16 protein-coding genes and 1 pseudogene are annotated in these 15,488 nt (G+C 72.4%); 10 read left to right on the top strand and 7 right to left on the bottom strand.

Features of this window, described 5'->3' with window-relative positions:
* Positions 1 to 17: 17 nt before the first annotated feature.
* Entirely contained in the window at positions 18 to 755 is a 738-nt protein-coding gene (locus tag BMY97_RS06775; RefSeq protein WP_091614055.1) for a GntR family transcriptional regulator, read from the bottom strand.
* Between the two features lie 282 nt (positions 756 to 1,037).
* On the opposite strand from BMY97_RS06775, the gene BMY97_RS06770 reads away from it, so the two are divergent.
* From BMY97_RS06770 to gcl, 6 genes and pseudogenes are all read left to right on the top strand, one after another.
* Positions 1,038 to 2,024, top strand: coding sequence for a 2-dehydropantoate 2-reductase (locus BMY97_RS06770; protein ID WP_091614052.1), 987 nt, complete (start codon positions 1,038 to 1,040; stop codon positions 2,022 to 2,024).
* A pseudogene (locus BMY97_RS49510) lies at positions 2,021 to 2,135 on the top strand (molybdopterin-dependent oxidoreductase); the annotation flags it as partial. The gene BMY97_RS06770 and the pseudogene BMY97_RS49510, both read left to right, overlap by 4 nt.
* A 207-nt stretch (positions 2,136 to 2,342) precedes the next feature.
* Complete coding sequence (locus BMY97_RS06765) at positions 2,343 to 3,464, top strand: acyl-CoA dehydrogenase family protein (RefSeq protein WP_177231215.1); 1,122 nt, start codon at positions 2,343 to 2,345, stop codon at positions 3,462 to 3,464.
* Between the two features lie 123 nt (positions 3,465 to 3,587).
* A complete protein-coding gene (locus BMY97_RS06760; protein ID WP_091614047.1) occupies positions 3,588 to 4,412 on the top strand; it encodes a hydroxypyruvate isomerase family protein in 825 nt (274 codons plus the stop codon).
* On the top strand, positions 4,412 to 5,302 hold the full coding sequence (locus BMY97_RS06755) for a 2-hydroxy-3-oxopropionate reductase (protein ID WP_091614045.1): 891 nt from the start codon (positions 4,412 to 4,414) through the stop codon (positions 5,300 to 5,302). Before BMY97_RS06760 ends, BMY97_RS06755 begins: the two co-directional genes overlap by 1 nt.
* A 2-nt stretch (positions 5,303 to 5,304) precedes the next feature.
* Complete coding sequence (gene gcl / locus BMY97_RS06750; protein WP_091614042.1) at positions 5,305 to 6,999, top strand: glyoxylate carboligase; 1,695 nt, start codon at positions 5,305 to 5,307, stop codon at positions 6,997 to 6,999.
* A 40-nt stretch (positions 7,000 to 7,039) separates the two neighbouring features.
* Here the strand turns inward: gcl and BMY97_RS06745 are convergent, their stop codons facing one another.
* From BMY97_RS06745 to BMY97_RS06740, 3 genes are all read right to left on the bottom strand, one after another.
* Entirely contained in the window at positions 7,040 to 7,669 is a 630-nt protein-coding gene (locus BMY97_RS06745) for a phosphatase PAP2 family protein (RefSeq protein ID WP_091614039.1), read from the bottom strand.
* A 72-nt stretch (positions 7,670 to 7,741) separates the two neighbouring features.
* Positions 7,742 to 7,906, bottom strand: coding sequence for a hypothetical protein (locus tag BMY97_RS46890; protein WP_177231214.1), 165 nt, complete (start codon positions 7,904 to 7,906; stop codon positions 7,742 to 7,744).
* Positions 7,907 to 7,973: 67 nt separating this feature from the next.
* Positions 7,974 to 8,975 carry a cation diffusion facilitator family transporter gene (locus BMY97_RS06740; RefSeq protein ID WP_091614036.1) on the bottom strand — a complete coding sequence of 334 codons (1,002 nt, stop codon included), beginning with the start codon at positions 8,973 to 8,975 and terminating at the stop codon, positions 7,974 to 7,976.
* A gap of 67 nt (positions 8,976 to 9,042) precedes the next feature.
* Between BMY97_RS06740 and BMY97_RS06735 the strand changes: the two genes are divergently transcribed.
* Positions 9,043 to 9,405 (top strand): ArsR/SmtB family transcription factor, encoded by a 363-nt coding sequence (locus BMY97_RS06735; RefSeq protein WP_091614034.1) that lies wholly within the window; start codon positions 9,043 to 9,045, stop codon positions 9,403 to 9,405.
* 16 nt (positions 9,406 to 9,421) lie between these two features.
* Here BMY97_RS06735 and BMY97_RS06730 read toward each other — a convergent pair whose 3' ends face one another.
* On the bottom strand, positions 9,422 to 9,856 hold the full coding sequence (locus tag BMY97_RS06730) for a VOC family protein (RefSeq protein WP_091614031.1): 435 nt from the start codon (positions 9,854 to 9,856) through the stop codon (positions 9,422 to 9,424).
* 85 nt (positions 9,857 to 9,941) lie between these two features.
* Positions 9,942 to 10,529, bottom strand: coding sequence for a helix-turn-helix domain-containing protein (locus BMY97_RS06725; RefSeq protein ID WP_091614028.1), 588 nt, complete (start codon positions 10,527 to 10,529; stop codon positions 9,942 to 9,944).
* A 112-nt stretch (positions 10,530 to 10,641) separates the two neighbouring features.
* On the opposite strand from BMY97_RS06725, the gene BMY97_RS06720 reads away from it, so the two are divergent.
* Positions 10,642 to 11,802, top strand: a complete 1,161-nt coding sequence (locus BMY97_RS06720) for a class I SAM-dependent methyltransferase (protein ID WP_091614026.1) — start codon at positions 10,642 to 10,644, stop codon at positions 11,800 to 11,802.
* Between the two features lie 31 nt (positions 11,803 to 11,833).
* Here the strand turns inward: BMY97_RS06720 and BMY97_RS06715 are convergent, their stop codons facing one another.
* Positions 11,834 to 12,292, bottom strand: coding sequence for a single-stranded DNA-binding protein (locus tag BMY97_RS06715; protein ID WP_091614023.1), 459 nt, complete (start codon positions 12,290 to 12,292; stop codon positions 11,834 to 11,836).
* A 166-nt stretch (positions 12,293 to 12,458) separates the two neighbouring features.
* On the opposite strand from BMY97_RS06715, the gene BMY97_RS06710 reads away from it, so the two are divergent.
* Together BMY97_RS06710 and BMY97_RS06705 are read left to right on the top strand one after the other, a co-directional pair.
* Positions 12,459 to 13,157 (top strand): TetR/AcrR family transcriptional regulator, encoded by a 699-nt coding sequence (locus BMY97_RS06710; protein ID WP_091614021.1) that lies wholly within the window; start codon positions 12,459 to 12,461, stop codon positions 13,155 to 13,157.
* An 89-nt stretch (positions 13,158 to 13,246) separates the two neighbouring features.
* A complete protein-coding gene (locus tag BMY97_RS06705; protein WP_091614018.1) occupies positions 13,247 to 15,472 on the top strand; it encodes a glycoside hydrolase family 15 protein in 2,226 nt (741 codons plus the stop codon).
* The last annotated feature ends 16 nt before the right edge of the window (positions 15,473 to 15,488 follow it).

Raw genomic sequence — 15,488 nt, 5'->3', positions numbered from 1 at the left:
GCTGACGCCCGCCCCCTCTACTCCTGGGTTGCTTCGGGCCGCTCGTGGAACGCCTGCCGGGTGCGCTCCGTGTGCTGGGCCATGATCTTCTCCGCGGCGGCGGCGTCCTTGGCGGCGATCGCCTCGATCAGCTTGGCGTGCTCGTGCCAGGAATCGTGCGCCCGCGGGCGGGCGATGGGCGTGTAGTACCAGCGGACGCGGCGGTCGACGAGCGCGATCAGCTCGGCGAGCACCGCGTTTCCGGTCAGCTCGGTGATGTAGGAGTGCAGGTCGGCGTTCGCCGTGACGAGGCCTTCGCCGTCGTCCGCCTCGAGTGCGGCGACTCCGGCGTTCTGCAGCTCCCACAGCCGCGCCACGTGCTCCTCGGTGGCGGTCGAAGCCGCGAGCCGGGCGGAGTGGGTCTCCAGCACGGCGCGGACGCCGAGCAGCTGGTCGGCCTCCTCGTCGGTGGGCATGTGCACGAACGCGCCCTGCGCCGGCCGCAGGTCCACCCAGCCTTCGCTCTGAAGTCGTTGCAGCGCCTCGCGAACGGGCTGCCGGCTGACCCCGAGGTACTCGGCGAGGTCGGCCTCCACCAGGTGCTGCCCGGGCTCCAGCGTCCGGTTGATGATCAGCTCCGCCAGCGCGTCGTACACGACCTGGCGCAGCGGCGCGGGCCGCTCGACGCGCTGGGGTGAGTTGCCGGAGAGCGACCCCTTCGCCGTGCGCCGACCGGAAGGCCCGCGCTCGGGCAGGGGGGAAACGGTCTGGGACACGGGGCACCTCGGGGGGTTGGGCAGAGCAGAAACGGTTCGGAGAAGCTGCGTTCAGAATACAGCTTTTGGTATGCAAAATCCCAACCCTTCACTCTGTGGCCTGGATCTCACCCGAAGTGGATCAACCAAGGCTGCCGCAAATGACCCTCAGTGTCGGTTTGGTCCGGATCGGCTGGGCTGCCCGGGTGTCATCGGGGAACGTCATGACCAGGCTCTGGCCTCGGGGAAGATTCGCGGGATACTGTATACAATCACGGCGTTCGACCGAGCGGGAGGCACATCATGCGGGTGGCTGTTCTGGGTGCCGGTGCGATCGGCGCATACGTGGGCGCGGCGCTGCACCGCGGCGGGGCCGACGTCCATCTCGTCGCCAGGGGGCCGCACCTCGCGGCGATGCGCGAGCACGGGGTGCGGGTGCTGAGCCCGCGCGGCGATTTCACCGCGCGCCCCCACGTGACGGACGACCCGGCCGAGGTCGGCCCGGTCGACTACGTTTTCCTCGGCCTCAAAGCACATTCCTACCCGGGCTGCGGGCCGCTCGTGGCGCCGCTGCTCGGTCCGGAGACTGCGCTGGTGGCCGCCCAGAACGGCATCCCGTGGTGGTACTTCCACGGCCTGGACGGGCATCCGCTCGCCGGGCGGCGCGTGGAGACCGTCGATCCCGGCGGGGCGACGAGCGCGGTGCTCGCCGTGGAGCGCGCCGTCGGCTGCGTCGTCTACTGCTCGACGGTGATCGAGGAGCCGGGCGTGATCCGGCACCTGGAGGGCACCCGGTTCTCCCTCGGCGAGCCGGCCGGCGGCCGGTCCGCGCGCTGCCTCGCGCTGGCCGAGGCGATGGTCGCGGGCGGGCTGAAGGCGCCGGTGGAGCCGAACCTGCGCGACGACATCTGGGTCAAGCTGATGGGCAACGTCGCCTTCAACCCGCTCAGCGCGCTGACGCGGGCGACCATGGCGCAGATGTGCGAGCACGACGACACGCGCGCGCTCGTCGCCACCATGATGACCGAGACGCTCGCGATCGCGCGGGCGGCGGGCGCGGATCCCCAGGTCTCCGTGGCGAAGCGGATCGACGGCGCGTGGCGCGTCGGCCACCACAAGACGTCGATGCTGCAGGACCTGGAGGCGGGCAAGCCGCTGGAGATCGACGCGATCATCGGCGCGGTCGTCGAGCTCGCGGCACTCACCGGCGTGCCCGCGCCCGCGCTGCGCCACGTGCACGCGGCGATCGGGCTGCTGAACCACACGGCCACCGCCGTCCCGGTCGGCTGAGCGGGACCGTGGCGCGCGTCCGGCTGACCTCGCCGCTGGTGCGGGACTCGGGCGTGCTGCGCCCGGCCACCTGGGACGAGGCGCTCGACCGTGCCGCGGCGGCGTTGCGGCACGCACTGAAGGCCAACGGGGCGGCCGTCGAATGCCTTGTGGTGCAGGAGTTCCTGACTTCGGCGGCGCAGCTGGCCGATGTCGTGCTGCCCGCCCCGGCCTGGCGCGGGCTGCTGCCGGAACTGGCGCGGCGGGCCGGTCCCGGCTGGTCTCCGTCCACTGTGGATCACGCGCTGTCCCACCCCTGACCGAACCGGAGGGTCGACGATGCCTGCTGCCGAAGAGATCGCACGCGTGGTGGCGGGGGTTGTCGCCCCGGCCGCGGCCGGAGGTGACCGGCTGGCGCGTTTCCCCCGCGGCGCCGTGAATGCGCTGGGGCGTAGGGGAGTCCTGGGGATGACCGCGTCGCGGCGGCTGGGCGGTGGTGGACGCGGGCTGGCGGAGGCCGCCCGGGTGGTGGAGCAGGTCGCGCGGGTCTGCGGTGGCACGGCCACCGTGCTGCGGGCGCACTTCGCCGCCGTCGCGGTGCTGGAGGCGCACGGCGATACGGCCGTCCGTGCGGAGGTCGCAGCTGGACGGCACCTGAGCACGCTCGCGCTGTCCGACGCCGGTCCCGGCCGCCGGCTGCTCGCCCCCGAGGGGCCGTCGCGCTGCCACGGCGGGGTGGTCGACCTGCACGCGCGCAAGGCCTGGGTGGTCTCGGCGGGGGAGGCGGACAGCTACGTGTGGGCGGGCCGGCCGGCGACCGCCCGTGGTCCCGCGACGCTGTGGTTCGTGCCCGGCCACGCGCCGGGGCTGCTGGTGCCCGACCACGACGGCGGCATCGGGCTGCGCGCCAGCGCGGCGACCACGGTGCTCGCCGATCCCGTCCGGGTGCCGGAGACCAACACGCTCGGCGCGGACGGCGACGGCGCCGAGGTGCTGCTGGACCTGGCGCTGCCGTGGTTCCTCGGGCTCGGCGCGGCGGTCGCGCTCGGCCTCGCGGAGGGCGCGATCGCCGAAACCGCGGCGCAGCTCGCAGCGGGACGGTGCGGCTCCGGCGACCCGCGGGCGGACCTGGCCCGCATGCGGCTTCGCGCGGACGCCGTGCGCGTGCTGCAGGACGACGCGTTCGCCACGTTCAGCTGGGACCCAGCGAACGCGTTGCCGAAGCTCTTCCACCTGTGCCTCGCCTCCGCCGAAGCGGTGACCGCGGTGACCGAGCAGGCGATGAAGCTCTGCGAGGGCGCGGCGTTCAGCGGCGACGGCGGCATCGAGCGCCGCTTCCGGGACGCGCGGGCGAGCTGCGCGCTGGAGCCGGCCGTCGACACCGTCGTCGGCCTGGCCGCGCGGATGAGCGCGGACTTCGCCCCCGCGGCGGGGATCGGGGAACTCGACCCGGCCCGTTGACCGCGGCCGCCGCTGCCAGCTATTCTCGATATACGGAAGTAACCTTCCACGATACGAAATCAGAGACTGTCGGGCTCCCCGGGCTTCTTCGGGGCCGACGGTCGAGGGCTGCGAGGTATATCGATGACTGGTCCTGCCGGTGGGCGGCATTCGCTGCCCTACACCGCCAACCTGTCGATCCTGTTCACCGAGCTCCCGCTGCTCGAGCGTGCGTCGGCCGCTCGGGCAGCGGGCTTCACCGCGGTCGAGTTCTGGTGGCCGTTCGACGCTGCCGACCCGCGGCCGGTGGAGGTGGAGCGGTTCGTCCGCTCGATCGAGCAGGCCGGCGTCCAGCTGACCGGGCTGAACTTCTTCGCCGGCGACATGGCCGCCGGCGAGCGCGGGCTGGTGTCGTGGGTCGGGCGCGAGGCGGAGTTCGCGGTGAGCCTGACCATCGCGCTCGGCATCGCCGAACGGCTGGGCTGCCGCAGCTTCAACGCGCTGTACGGCAACCGGATCGAGGGCGTGGAACCGTCCGAACAGGACGAACTGGCGCTGGTGCAGCTGGGCACCGCCGCCGAGGCCGCGGCCGGGATCGGCGCGCAGCTGGTGCTCGAGCCGCTGTCCGGGATGCCCAGCCACCCGCTGAAGACGGCCGCCGACGCCGTGGCGGTACTGGACAAACTGGGCCGGGAGGACGTCCGGCTGCTCGTGGACCTCTACCACCTGGCGGTCAACGGCGACGACCTCGACGCCGTGATCGCCGAGCACACCCCGCGCGCCGGGCACGTGCAGATCGCGGACGCGCCGGGCCGCCACCAGCCGGGCACCGGCGAGCTGGACCTCGAAGGCTACTTGGAAAAGCTCCAGGCGGCGGGCTACGACGGGCACGTGGGAATCGAGTACAAACCGGACGGTCCCACCGCCGAGTCGCTGGCCTGGCTGCCGTTCGAACGAAGGGGAAACTGATGGGCAAGCTCGGATTCATCGGCCTGGGCGTGATGGGCACGCCGATGGCCGCGCACCTGGCCGCCGCCGGGCACGACGTGAGCGGCTTCGACCTGAACGCCGACGCGCGGGCCAAGCTGGAGGCCGCGGGCGGGCGGGCCGCCGCCGACGTGGCGGACGCGGTGGCCGGCGCCGAAGTGGTGATCACCATGCTGCCGGACCACCCGCAGGTCGAGCAGGTCGTGCTCGCGCCGGGCGGGGTCCTGGACGCGGTCGCGCCGGGCACGCTGCTGGCCGACATGAGCACCATCCGCCCGGAGACCTCGATCGCGGTCGCCGAAGCCGGTGCGGCGAAAGGGATCCGGGTGCTGGACGCGCCCGTGTCCGGCGGGCAGGCCGGGGCCGAGGAGGCCGCGCTGTCCATCATGGTCGGTGGTGAGGCGGCCGACTTCGCCGTCGCCCGGCCGTTGTTCGAGGTGTTCGGCAAGACGATCGTGCACGTCGGCCCGCACGGCGCGGGCCAGGTGGTGAAGGCGGCGAACCAGCTCGTCGTCGGCGGGGTCTACGGGCTGGTGGCCGAGGCGATCGTGCTGCTGGAGGCGTCCGGGGTGGACGCGGGCACCGGCCTCGACGTGCTCGCCGGCGGTCTGGCCGGCAGCCGGATCCTGGAGCTGAAGCGGAAGTCGATGGTGGCGCGCGAGTTCAAGCCCGGCTTCCGGATCGACCTGCACCACAAGGACATGGGCATCGCGCTCGCCGCCGCGCGGCAGGCCGACGTCGCGCTGCCGCTCACCGGGCTGGTCGCCCAGCTCGTCGCCGCCGGGCGGTCCATGGGCTACGGCTCGCTGGACCACTCGGCGCTGCTGAAAGTCGTCGAAGAGCTGTCCGGCCGCTCGTCACAGGAGGTTTGATCATGGCCAAGATCCCCGCGATGGAAGCGGTTGTCGACGTGCTCGTCGACGAGGGCGTGGACGTCGCTTTCGGCTGCCCGGGAGCGGCGATCCTCCCGCTGTACCAGGCGATGCAGGGCCGCGGCATCGAGCACCTGGTGGTCCGCCACGAGGAGGGCGCCACGCACATGGCCGACGGCTGGTCGCGCACCACCGGCAACGTCGGCGTCGCGATCGGCACCTCGGGACCGGCCGGCACGAACATGATCACCGGCCTCTACACCGCGCACGCCGACTCGATCCCGATCCTGTGCATCACCGGGCAGGCGGCGTCGTCGAAGCTGCACCAGGAGGCGTTCCAGGCCGTCGACATCGTCGAGATCGCCAAGCCGGTCACCAAGTGGGCGGTGCAGGTGAAGGAGGCGGCGCAGCTGCCGTGGATCTTCCGGGAGGCGTTCCGCGTCGCGCGGTCCGGCCGTCCGGGCCCGGTGCTGATCGACCTGCCCATCGACGTCCAGAAGCAGCTGATCGAATGGGACTCCGGCATCGACTCGGCGCTGCCGGTCAACCCGGTGCTGCCCTCGCCGGCGCGCGTCGAGCGGGCGCTGGAGATGCTGCTCGCCGCCGAGCGTCCGCTGATCCTCGCCGGCGGCGGCGTGGTGCTGGGCGAGGCGAGCCGGCAGCTGCGCGCGGTGGCCGAGCGGCTCGGCGTCCCGGTCGGCGTCACGCTCATGGGCAAGGGCAGCTTCCCCGAGGACCACGAGCTGTTCGCGGGCATGGCGGGCATCCAGACGTCGCAGCGCTGGGCCAATGCCGCGTTCCTGGAGTCCGACCTGGTGCTCGCGCTCGGCGCCCGCTTCGGCGACCGGCACACCGGCGAGCTGTCGGTGTACCGCGGCGAGCGCAAGTTCATCCACGTCGACATCGAGCCGACGCAGCTGGGCAAGGTGTTCGGCCCGGACCTCGGCGTCGTCTCCGACACCGGCGCGTTCCTCGACGCCCTGCTGTCCGCTTTGGACGGTCGTGCGGCCGGGGCTCGGGACCGCTCCTGGGTTTCGCGCATCGGCGAGCTGAAGGCGGAGCTGCCGCGCCGCGAGGACTTCGACAGCACGCCGATCAAGGCGCCGCGGGTGTTCAAGGAGATCAACGAGTACTACGGCCCGGACACCTACTTCGTCACCGCGATCGGGCTCTACCAGATCTGGTCCGGCCAGTTCCAGCGCGCGCACCTGCCGCGGCACTACCAGGTCTGCGGCCAGGCCGGCCCGCTCGGCTGGGAGATCCCGGCCGCGATCGGCGTCAAGAAGGCCCGCCCGGAGGCCGAGGTGGTCGGGGTGGTCGGCGACTACTCGTTCCAGTTCCTGGTGGAGGAGCTGGCCGTGGCCGCGCAGTACGACGTCGGCTTCGTGCTGATCATGCTCAACAACGAGTACCTGGGCCTGATCCGCCAGGCCGAGACCGGCTACGACATGAACTTCCAGGTCGACATCCACTACGACGAGTCCGGCACCGACAACGTCAAGATCATGGAGGCCTACGGCTGCTCCGGCACGCGCGTCGTGGACCCGGACGGGATCCGCTCGTCGCTGGAGTGGGCCCGCAAGGAGGTCGACCGGACGCACCGCCCGGTGCTCGTCGAGATCATGATCGGCCGCGAGGACAACGCGGCGATGGGCGCGGCCCTGGACGCGGTGAAGGAGTTCGAGAGCGCGGTCTGAGCCAAGGTGTGGCGCGGCGGTTCCCCGTCGCGCCACACCTTCACGAGATGGCTGCCAGCAGTCCGAAGTAGACAGCGCCGCCGACCACCGCGCCGAGCAGGGCGCCGCTCACCACCTGCGCGGCGGTGTGGGCGGCCAGCTCGACGCGCGACCAGCACACCCACGCCAGGAACGGCACCAGCAGGAGCAGCCACGGCCCGCAGACCCAGACGAGCATGACCGTCGCCCCGGCGGCGACCACGGCGTGGATCGAGATCTTGAACTTCAGCGCCGAGGTGATCGCCAGCGCCACGACCAGGCAGGCGAGCTCGGCGGCGGTGAGCGCCACCATCTCGGGCGGCGCGCCGCCGGCGATCAGGATGACGAACCCGGCGGCCAGCGAGGCGAAGCAGAACGCCAGCGGCACCAGCCGTCCGGCCCGGTTCGCGACGTGGTGGCTGTCCCACTTCCCGCGCCGGGCCCCGCGGACGATCACGGCCATCGGGATCAGCGACCCGGTCACGCCCACCACGAGGCCCCACAGCAACGCCGCCCCGGCCCGGTGGCCGGTCACCTGCCACGCGACCACCAGCGGCAGCCCGAGCGCCCACACCCACGGCGCGAGCACCTCGGTCGCGACCCGCGCGAACCTCCGCCGCCCTCCGCGGCTCCTCGAGACTGTGGAGGACATCGGGCGGGTCTCCTCGGCTCGGTCACCGGTCGGCAGCGGGGTGCTGCGGGTCTTGCTCGGGCGCAGCGGATGTTACCGAGGTGCGGGTGCGGCCGGAGCGTTGGCGGTGGTGCCCGCGTGCTGCGACCGCTGCCGCCGCAGGTCCGACCGGATGATCCACCACTGGAGCGGGCGCAGCACCAGCGCGAACAGCACACACAAGCCCACCAGCAGCAACGACCAGGCGAAGTCGCTCATCCACAGCCTTCTTTCGCGAGGGACGAGGGACAGCCTGCCGACGTGCGCGGGCCGTCGCCCGTCGCGCTCACGCTTCCTTGACAGCCGGGGCGGCGATGTTGACGTCCCCCGCCGGATGGGCGTGGATGAGCGCGCGGGTCAGCCGGGGGAGCGCGGTCGAAAGCCGGTCCTCGGCGGCGTGGGCGATGCCGTGCGCCTCCGCCAGCGATCGTGACGGGTCGACGCAGACCTGCGCCTCGGCGGCGAGCGAGTGCCCGATCCAGCGCAACCGCACCTCGTCGACGCCGACGATGCCCGGGGTGTCCGCCAGCGCGTGCTCGGCGTCGTCGACCAGGTGCGGGTCCACGGCGTCGAGCAGCCGGCCGAACACTTCGCGCGCGGCGTCGCGCAACACGACGACGATGGCCGCGGTGATCAGCAGGCCGACCACCGGGTCCGCCCAGGTCCAGCCGACGAGCGCCCCGCCCGCGGCGAGCACGACGGCCAGGCTCGCGAAGCCGTCGGTCCGCGCGTGCAGCCCGTCCGCGACAAGCGCCGCCGACCCGATCCGACGCCCGACCCGGATGCGGTACCGGGCCACCAGCTCGTTGCCCGCGAAGCCGATGACGCCGGCGAGCGCCACCCAGCCCGCGCCCGTCATCGCGCGCGGGTGCACCAGGCGGTCGATGGCCTCCCACCCCGCGAGCACCGCGGATCCGCCCATGACCAGCAGGATCACCAGCCCGGCGAGGTCTTCCGCGCGGCCGAGGCCGTGTGTGAACCGGCGGGTCGCCTTCCGGCGCGCCAGCAGGAACGCGACCGCGAGCGGTGCGGCCGTCAGCGCGTCGGCGAAGTTGTGGAGCGTGTCGCCGAGCAGAGCGACGGAACCGGTGAAGGCCACGACCACCAGCTGCGCCGACGCAGTGGCCAGCAGCACCGCGAACGACAGCCACAACGCCCGCATGCCGGCGCGGCTCGCCTCGAGCGCGTCGTCGACGAGGTCGCCGGAGTCATGGCTGTGCGGCTTCAGCGCGTGGCGCAGGCGGGCCCATCGCGTTTCCGGATGCCCGTGCCCGTGTCCGTGGGTCATACCGGAACGGTAGCAGAACGAATGAAGATGTGTTCATGTGTCGGGTGGTGTTCTAGGCTTCGGCCCCATGGGACACGGGGTCGAGGGCCGGCACAGCTCGGCGGAGCCGCTGGACGCGACCACCGCCGCGGCGGTCGCGACGACGCTGCAGGCGCTCGCCACCCCCAGCCGGCTGCTGATCCTGAGTTCGCTGCGCCGGCAGCCCCTGTCGGTCGGCGACTTGGCGGAGGCGGTCGGCATGGAGCAGTCCGCGGTGTCGCACCAGCTGCGGCTGCTGCGGAACCTCGGGCTCGTCGTCGGCACGCGCAACGGGCGCAGCATCGTCTACAGCCTGTACGACAACCACGTCGCACAGCTGCTCGACGAAGCCGTGTACCACAGCGAGCACCTGCGGCTCGGTTACGCGGACCGGCCGGGGGAGACCGGCTAGCACCCGCCGGGGAGGGTCAGTCGAGGCAGAACTCGTTGCCCTCGATGTCCTGCATCACGATGCACGACTCTTCTTCGCCGTCGGCCTCGAGCAGCTGGAAACGCACCGCGCCGAGCGCGACCAGCCGCGTGCACTCGGCCTCGAGCGTGGCGAGGCGCTCGGCGCCCACGAGGCCGGTGCCGACCCGCACGTCGAGGTGCACCCGGTTCTTGACGACCTTGCCCTCGGGCACACGCTGGAAGTACAGCCGCGGGCCTGCCCCGGTGGGGTCGGAGCAGACGAAGCCCGCCCCTTGGCGCTCGGGCGGCAGCGAGCGGTTGAAATCGTCCCAGGTGGCGAATCCCTCCGGGGCCGGCGGCACGACGTACCCCAGCACCTCGCACCAGAAACGGGCGACCCGCTCGGGTTCCGCGCAGTCGAAGGTGACCTGGACCTGCCTGACCGATGCCATGGGGTCACCCTAGCGGCGCGGGCCGGGTGGCTCGCGCGAATTTCGCGGAACGGCGGTGGTCCCGGTGCGCGCCTGCCCGGGTCGTTCAGCCGGGGCGGTACCGGGCTTTGATGTGGACGCGTTCGCCCTGCGGGCCGAGGATGCTGAGGAACTCCACCGCGCGCTGGTCGGCGTTGCCGAACCAATGGGGGAGGTGAGTGTCGAATTCGGCGGCCTCGCCGTGCTTGAGGACGAAGTCCTGGTCGCCGAGCACGACGCGCAGGTGTCCGTTGAGGACGTACAGCCAGTGGTAGCCCTCGTGTGATCGCGGCTCGGGTTCGCGCCCGTCGGTGAGGCCGGCGGGGACGATGTGCTTGAACGCCTGCAGCCCACCGGGATTACGCGTCAGCGGGATGACGGTCATGCCGTTGCGGGTCAGCGGCCGCGGCGGCACCCGTGGGTCGGGCTCGGCCGGGGCGCCGACCAGCTCGTCGATCGGCACCCGGTAGGCCTTGGCCAGGGGCAGCAGCAGTTCCAGGCCCGGCTTGCGGTGCCCGGACTCCAGCCGGGACAGCGTGCTGATCGGAATCCCGGTGGCCTCCGACACTGCGGCCAGCGTGGCCCCGCGGCGCCGGCGCAACCCCCGCAACCGGGGCCCGACCGCGGCCAGGACGGCGTCGAGTTCGTCGGTCATGGCGTTCACTGTGCCCGGGGTTTTGCTTTTTCCGCAAAGAACTTTGCCCTGCCCGCCGGTCCGGGCGCACCTTGGCGGCAGCGACCGGCATCCGAGGAGAGGGCGGAAAACCATGGACATCCGACACTGGGACGAGATGTACCGCAACCGCGCCCGCGTGTTCAGCGGCAACCCCAACGCAGTCCTCGTCGCCGAAGTCGCCGCCCTACCCCCGGGCCAAGCCCTCGACGTCGGCTGCGGCGAAGGCGCCGACACCCTCTGGCTCGCCCGCCAAGGCTGGCACGTCACCGCGATCGACGTGTCCGAGACCGCCTTGCGCCGCGCCGCTGCCTCGGACCGCGCCACATCCGCGGCTGCCGCGACGGACGCTGCCGCCGCGATCGCTGCTGGTGCTGCCGCGATCGCTGCTTCTGGTGCTACGGGCGCCGCCACCATTGCTGCCGCGGCAGACGCTGCCGCCGCGACTGCTACCGATGCCGCCGCCGGCGGTGCCGCGGTTTCGGGGGCTGGTGCTGCGGGCGTTGCCACGCCTGTTGCTGGCGCCGCCTCGGTGATTGCTGCCGAGGGTGGTGCGGTTGCCGGGGCTGGTGTTGCGGGCGTGGTCACGCCTGTTGGTGCCGCCGACATCGCCACGGTGATTGCTGCCGGTGCCGAGGCGGGCGGTAGTGCGGTTTCCGCCGCTTGTGTTGCGGGCGCTGCCACTGACGCCGCCGCGGTGGTTGATGCCGACAGGGCCAGGGCGAGCGCTGCGGTTGTGGCTGATGGGGGTGAGACCGCGGAGGGCGCCGCCGGTGGCGCCGCCGTCGCCGCCGGTGGTGTTGTGGGCGCCGCCGCCCGTGTCGCGGGAGTCGGTGCGGCGGGTGCTGCAGCGACGGCGGTTGCCACGACCACCGCTGGCAACCTCAGGCACCGGGTGGCGTGGGTGCGGGCTGAGCTTGGGGCGATGCCGCTGCCGGCCGGGGCGTTCGATCTGGTGTCCGTCCAGTATTTCCCCCTTCTGCGTCAGCCGGGTGACACGGTGGTGCGCAGCTTGCTGGACGCGGTCGCGCCTGGTGGCACGCTGCTTTTCGTCACTCACGCGCGTTCGGATCTGGCTCCTCGGCCCGGGGACGGCTTCGACCCCGCCGACTATCACCAGGCTGACACCATCGCCTCACTCCTCGATTCGACCTGGACCGTCCTGGTCAACGAAACCCGGCCTCGCTCCACACCGGCTCCCGGGGGGACTCACCACAGCCACGACAGTGTCTTGCGGGCGCGGCGCCTGTCCTGATCCGATGTCCGTTGTGGACAGAGCGCGGCCCTCAGAAGGGCGGCTCGCCGATGCCCGCGGCCGCGGTGGCCGGGGCGGTGGACCAGCTGTCCGAGCCGTCGCCGGAGGTGGACGGCGAAGTGGACCGGGCGACGCGGTTGACCGTGGTGGTGGCATAACGGAGCGATGGGCCGATCTCGTCCACCTGGAGTTCGACGACCGTGCGCTTCTCGCCCTCCTTCGTCTCGAACGAGCGCTGGACCAGGCGGCCCTGCACGATCACGCGGGTGCCGCGGGTCAGCGACTCCGCCGCGTTTTCCGCGGCCTGCCGCCAGAGGCTGCAGCGCAGGAACAGCGCCTCGCCGTCCTTCCATTCGTTGGTCTGGCGGTCCAGGGTGCGCGGGGTCGACGCGACGGTGAAGCTCGCGACCGCGGCGCCGGTGGCGGTGAAGCGCAGCTCCGGATCGGACGTGAGGTTCCCGACGACGGTGATGACGGTGTCTCCGGCCATGGTTTTCTCCCGAGTTCCCGGCGGCGCCCTCGGGGCGGGCGGCCGCTCTCGGGAAAGTTGACCATCCGGGTACGACAGTTTCGGGCCGCCGGCCGTCACTCCTTCAGGTAAGCCGTGCACCCGGTCATCGAACAGTCGTTACCCGGATCTTGTTACCATCGGAAGCATGGCTACCTCGGACACGACCCGCGACCGGGTGCTCGCCGCCGCCGCCGAGTTGCTGGTCCGCGAAGGGCGCGAAGGCCTGTCGACCCGCGCGGTGAGCGCCGCGGCGGGGATCCAGCCGCCGACCCTCTACCGGCTGTTCGGGGACAAGCAAGGGCTGCTGGCGGCCGTCGCGGCCTATGGGTTCGAGCGCTTCTTGGAGAGCAAGCAGACGAACGCGCCGAGCGACGACCCGGTCGAAGACCTCCGCCGCGGCTGGGACCACCACTGCGGCTTCGGGCTCACCCAGCCCGAGTTCTACGTCCTGATGTACACCGACGCCCGGCCGGGCGAGGCCAGCCCGGCCCGGAGCGAGGGCATGGAGATCCTCCGGCGCAAGGTGACCAGGGTCGCGGACGCCGGGCGGCTGCGGATGAGCGTCGAGCGCGCCATGCGGCTCATCCACAGCACCGGCATGGGCGTGGTGCTGTCGCTGATCGCCACCCCGCCGCAGGAGCGTGACCAGGAGCTTTCCGCGATCGTGCGGGAGAACGTGCTCAGCCTGATCGTCTCGGCCGAGGCGCCGTCGCCGGACACGGGGCCCGCCGCGCGCGCCGTCGCCCTGCGCGCCTCGCTCGACGAAGCGAAAGTGCTCAGCGACGCCGAACGGGTCCTGATGGCGGAATGGCTCGACCGGATCGCCGACGCGCCCGACGCCTGAACCGCCGGAGTTCCCGCCGTTCGGCTGTTGTCTCCCGGCTCCGGCGGCGGCACCATGTCGGGGCCCGCCGAGCAGCCGAAGGGAACCGGATGAGGACGTGGACGAAGACCCGCGCGGTCGTGGTGGCGGTGCTGGCCGCCTCGGCGCTGGTGGCCGCCCCGGCGACCGCCGCGACCGGGCCCGCGACGGACTGCTGCGGCGGCCCCTCCTCGTGGACGACCGGGGACAAGTCCGCGCTCGGCACCGCCGCCGCGGGCCCCGCGAGCCCGGTCTGGTTCACCGTCGCGAACGGCGTCACCTCCGAGGTCTTCTACCCCCGCGCCGACGTGCCGAACATGCAGGACATGCAGTACGTCGTCACCGACGGTTCCTCCTTTGTGGACCTGGAGCGCGACGCGACGGACCACGCCGTCTCGATGCCCGACGAGAAGGCGCTCGAGTACACCGTCACCAACACCGCGAAGAGCGGCAAGTACCGGATCACCACGACCTACCTGACCGACCCGTCACGCGCGACACTCGTGACGCGCACCCGCTTCCAATCGCTCGACGGCGGCAGTTACCGGCTCTTCCTGCTGGCCAACCCGTCGATGGCGGGCGGCGCCGCGAACGACACCGCTTCCTGGGACGGCACGGGGCTGGTCGCGAGCGGGACCGAGAACCTGTTCGGCAGCAGCACCACGGTCGTGTCGTCACTCCAGTCCTCGCTCGGCTTTTCCGCGCACGACAACGGGTATTCCGGCGCGGCCAGCGACTGTCTCACGGACCTGCGCGCGGACAAGGCGCTGAGCAACCAGTTCGACTCCGTCTCCGGCCCCGGCAACGTCGTCCAGTGTGGACAGATCCCGGTCGCGGCGGACACCACGTTCACCGTCGCGCTCGGGTACGGCGCCAGCGCGGCGGCCGCGAGCGGGGCGGCGAGCGGCTCGCTGTCGAGCGGGTTCGACAGCCTGGAAAGCGGCTACCGCTCGGGCTGGAATTCCTATGTCGGCGGCTTGAAACCGGCCCCGGCCAGCGTTTCCGGCGACACGCAGCGGCGCCGCGCGTACTACGTCGCCGCGATGGCGCTCCACGCCGCGGAGGACAAGACGCACCCTGGCGCGAGCGTCGCGGGCCTGGCCACGCCGTGGGGCGACGTGGTGAACGGCGACGGCCTCAACGACGGCTACCACCGCGTCTGGGGCCGCGACCTGTACCAGCAGGCGACCGGCCTGCTCGCCGCCGGCGACACCGCGCAGCCGCGGCGGATGGCGGAGTTCCTGTGGAACTCGCAGTGGATCGGCTCGCCGACCGCGGGCGACGGCACGACCTACCCCGCGGGCGCGTTCCCGCGGTACAGCCCGGTCAGCGGCGTCGCCGGGGCGAGCGGCCAGCTGCTGGGCTGCTGCGAGCAGCTGGACCAGGACTCCGACGCGATCGTGCTGGCCTGGCTGACCGGGCTCACCGACTCCGCGACGTACGCGAAGGTCAAGGTCACCGCCGAGCACATCCGGACCACCGGCCCGGTCACCACGGAACGGTGGGAGGAGCAGTCCGGCCGGTCGCCGTCTTCGATCGCCGCGGAGATCGCCGGCCTGGTCACGGCGGGCGCGATCGCGCGGGCCAACGGCGACACCGCCAGCGCGGCCACGTGGGAGTCCACAGCGGACTCCTGGCGCGGCTCGCTCGACTCCTGGACCGTCACCAGCACCGGCTACTGGGGCGCGCACAAGTACTACGAGCGGATCGACAAGGGCACCGACCCCGATGACGGCGGCCAGATCTGCTTCGACGAGGGCTGTTTCTACGAGCACGACGTCGTCGACTTCGGCTTCCTCGACCTGGTCCGGCTCGGCATCCGCCCGGCCGCGGACCCGACGATCGCCGCGTCCGTGCCGGCCACCGCGGCGGCCTCGGACGGCAACGCGCCGATGCAGGTCACGCTGCCGAACGGCGACGTCTACTTCCACCGCTACCCGCACGACAACTACGGCGAGAGCACCACGGCGTGCACCGGCTGGCCGGCGAACGGCCCGCAGCGCTTCGGCCGCCTGTGGCCGGTGCTGTCGGGCGAGCGGGGCGAGTACGAGCTGGCCAACGGCCGGTCCGCGGCGGTCTACCTGAAGTCCATGGCCGACGCGGCCAACGACGGGTACTTCGTGCCCGAGCAGGTCTGGGACCGCGCCGACGCCGCCTGCTTCGGCCTCGGCCGCCCGACCGGCAGCGCCGCGCCGCTGATGTGGGCGGAGGGGCAGTACCTGCGGCTGGCGCAGAGCATCGACGCCGGGCACAACCTGGACACGCCGTCGGTGGTGAAGGACCGGTACGGCACCTGAGCCCGCGACAAAGGCG

The sequence above is a fragment of the Amycolatopsis saalfeldensis genome (genome assembly GCF_900110575.1).
GTDB classification, from domain to species: domain Bacteria; phylum Actinomycetota; class Actinomycetes; order Mycobacteriales; family Pseudonocardiaceae; genus Amycolatopsis; species Amycolatopsis saalfeldensis.
Note: the sequence above shows the minus strand (reverse complement) of the source record. Positions and strands in the feature narration are given on the sequence as shown.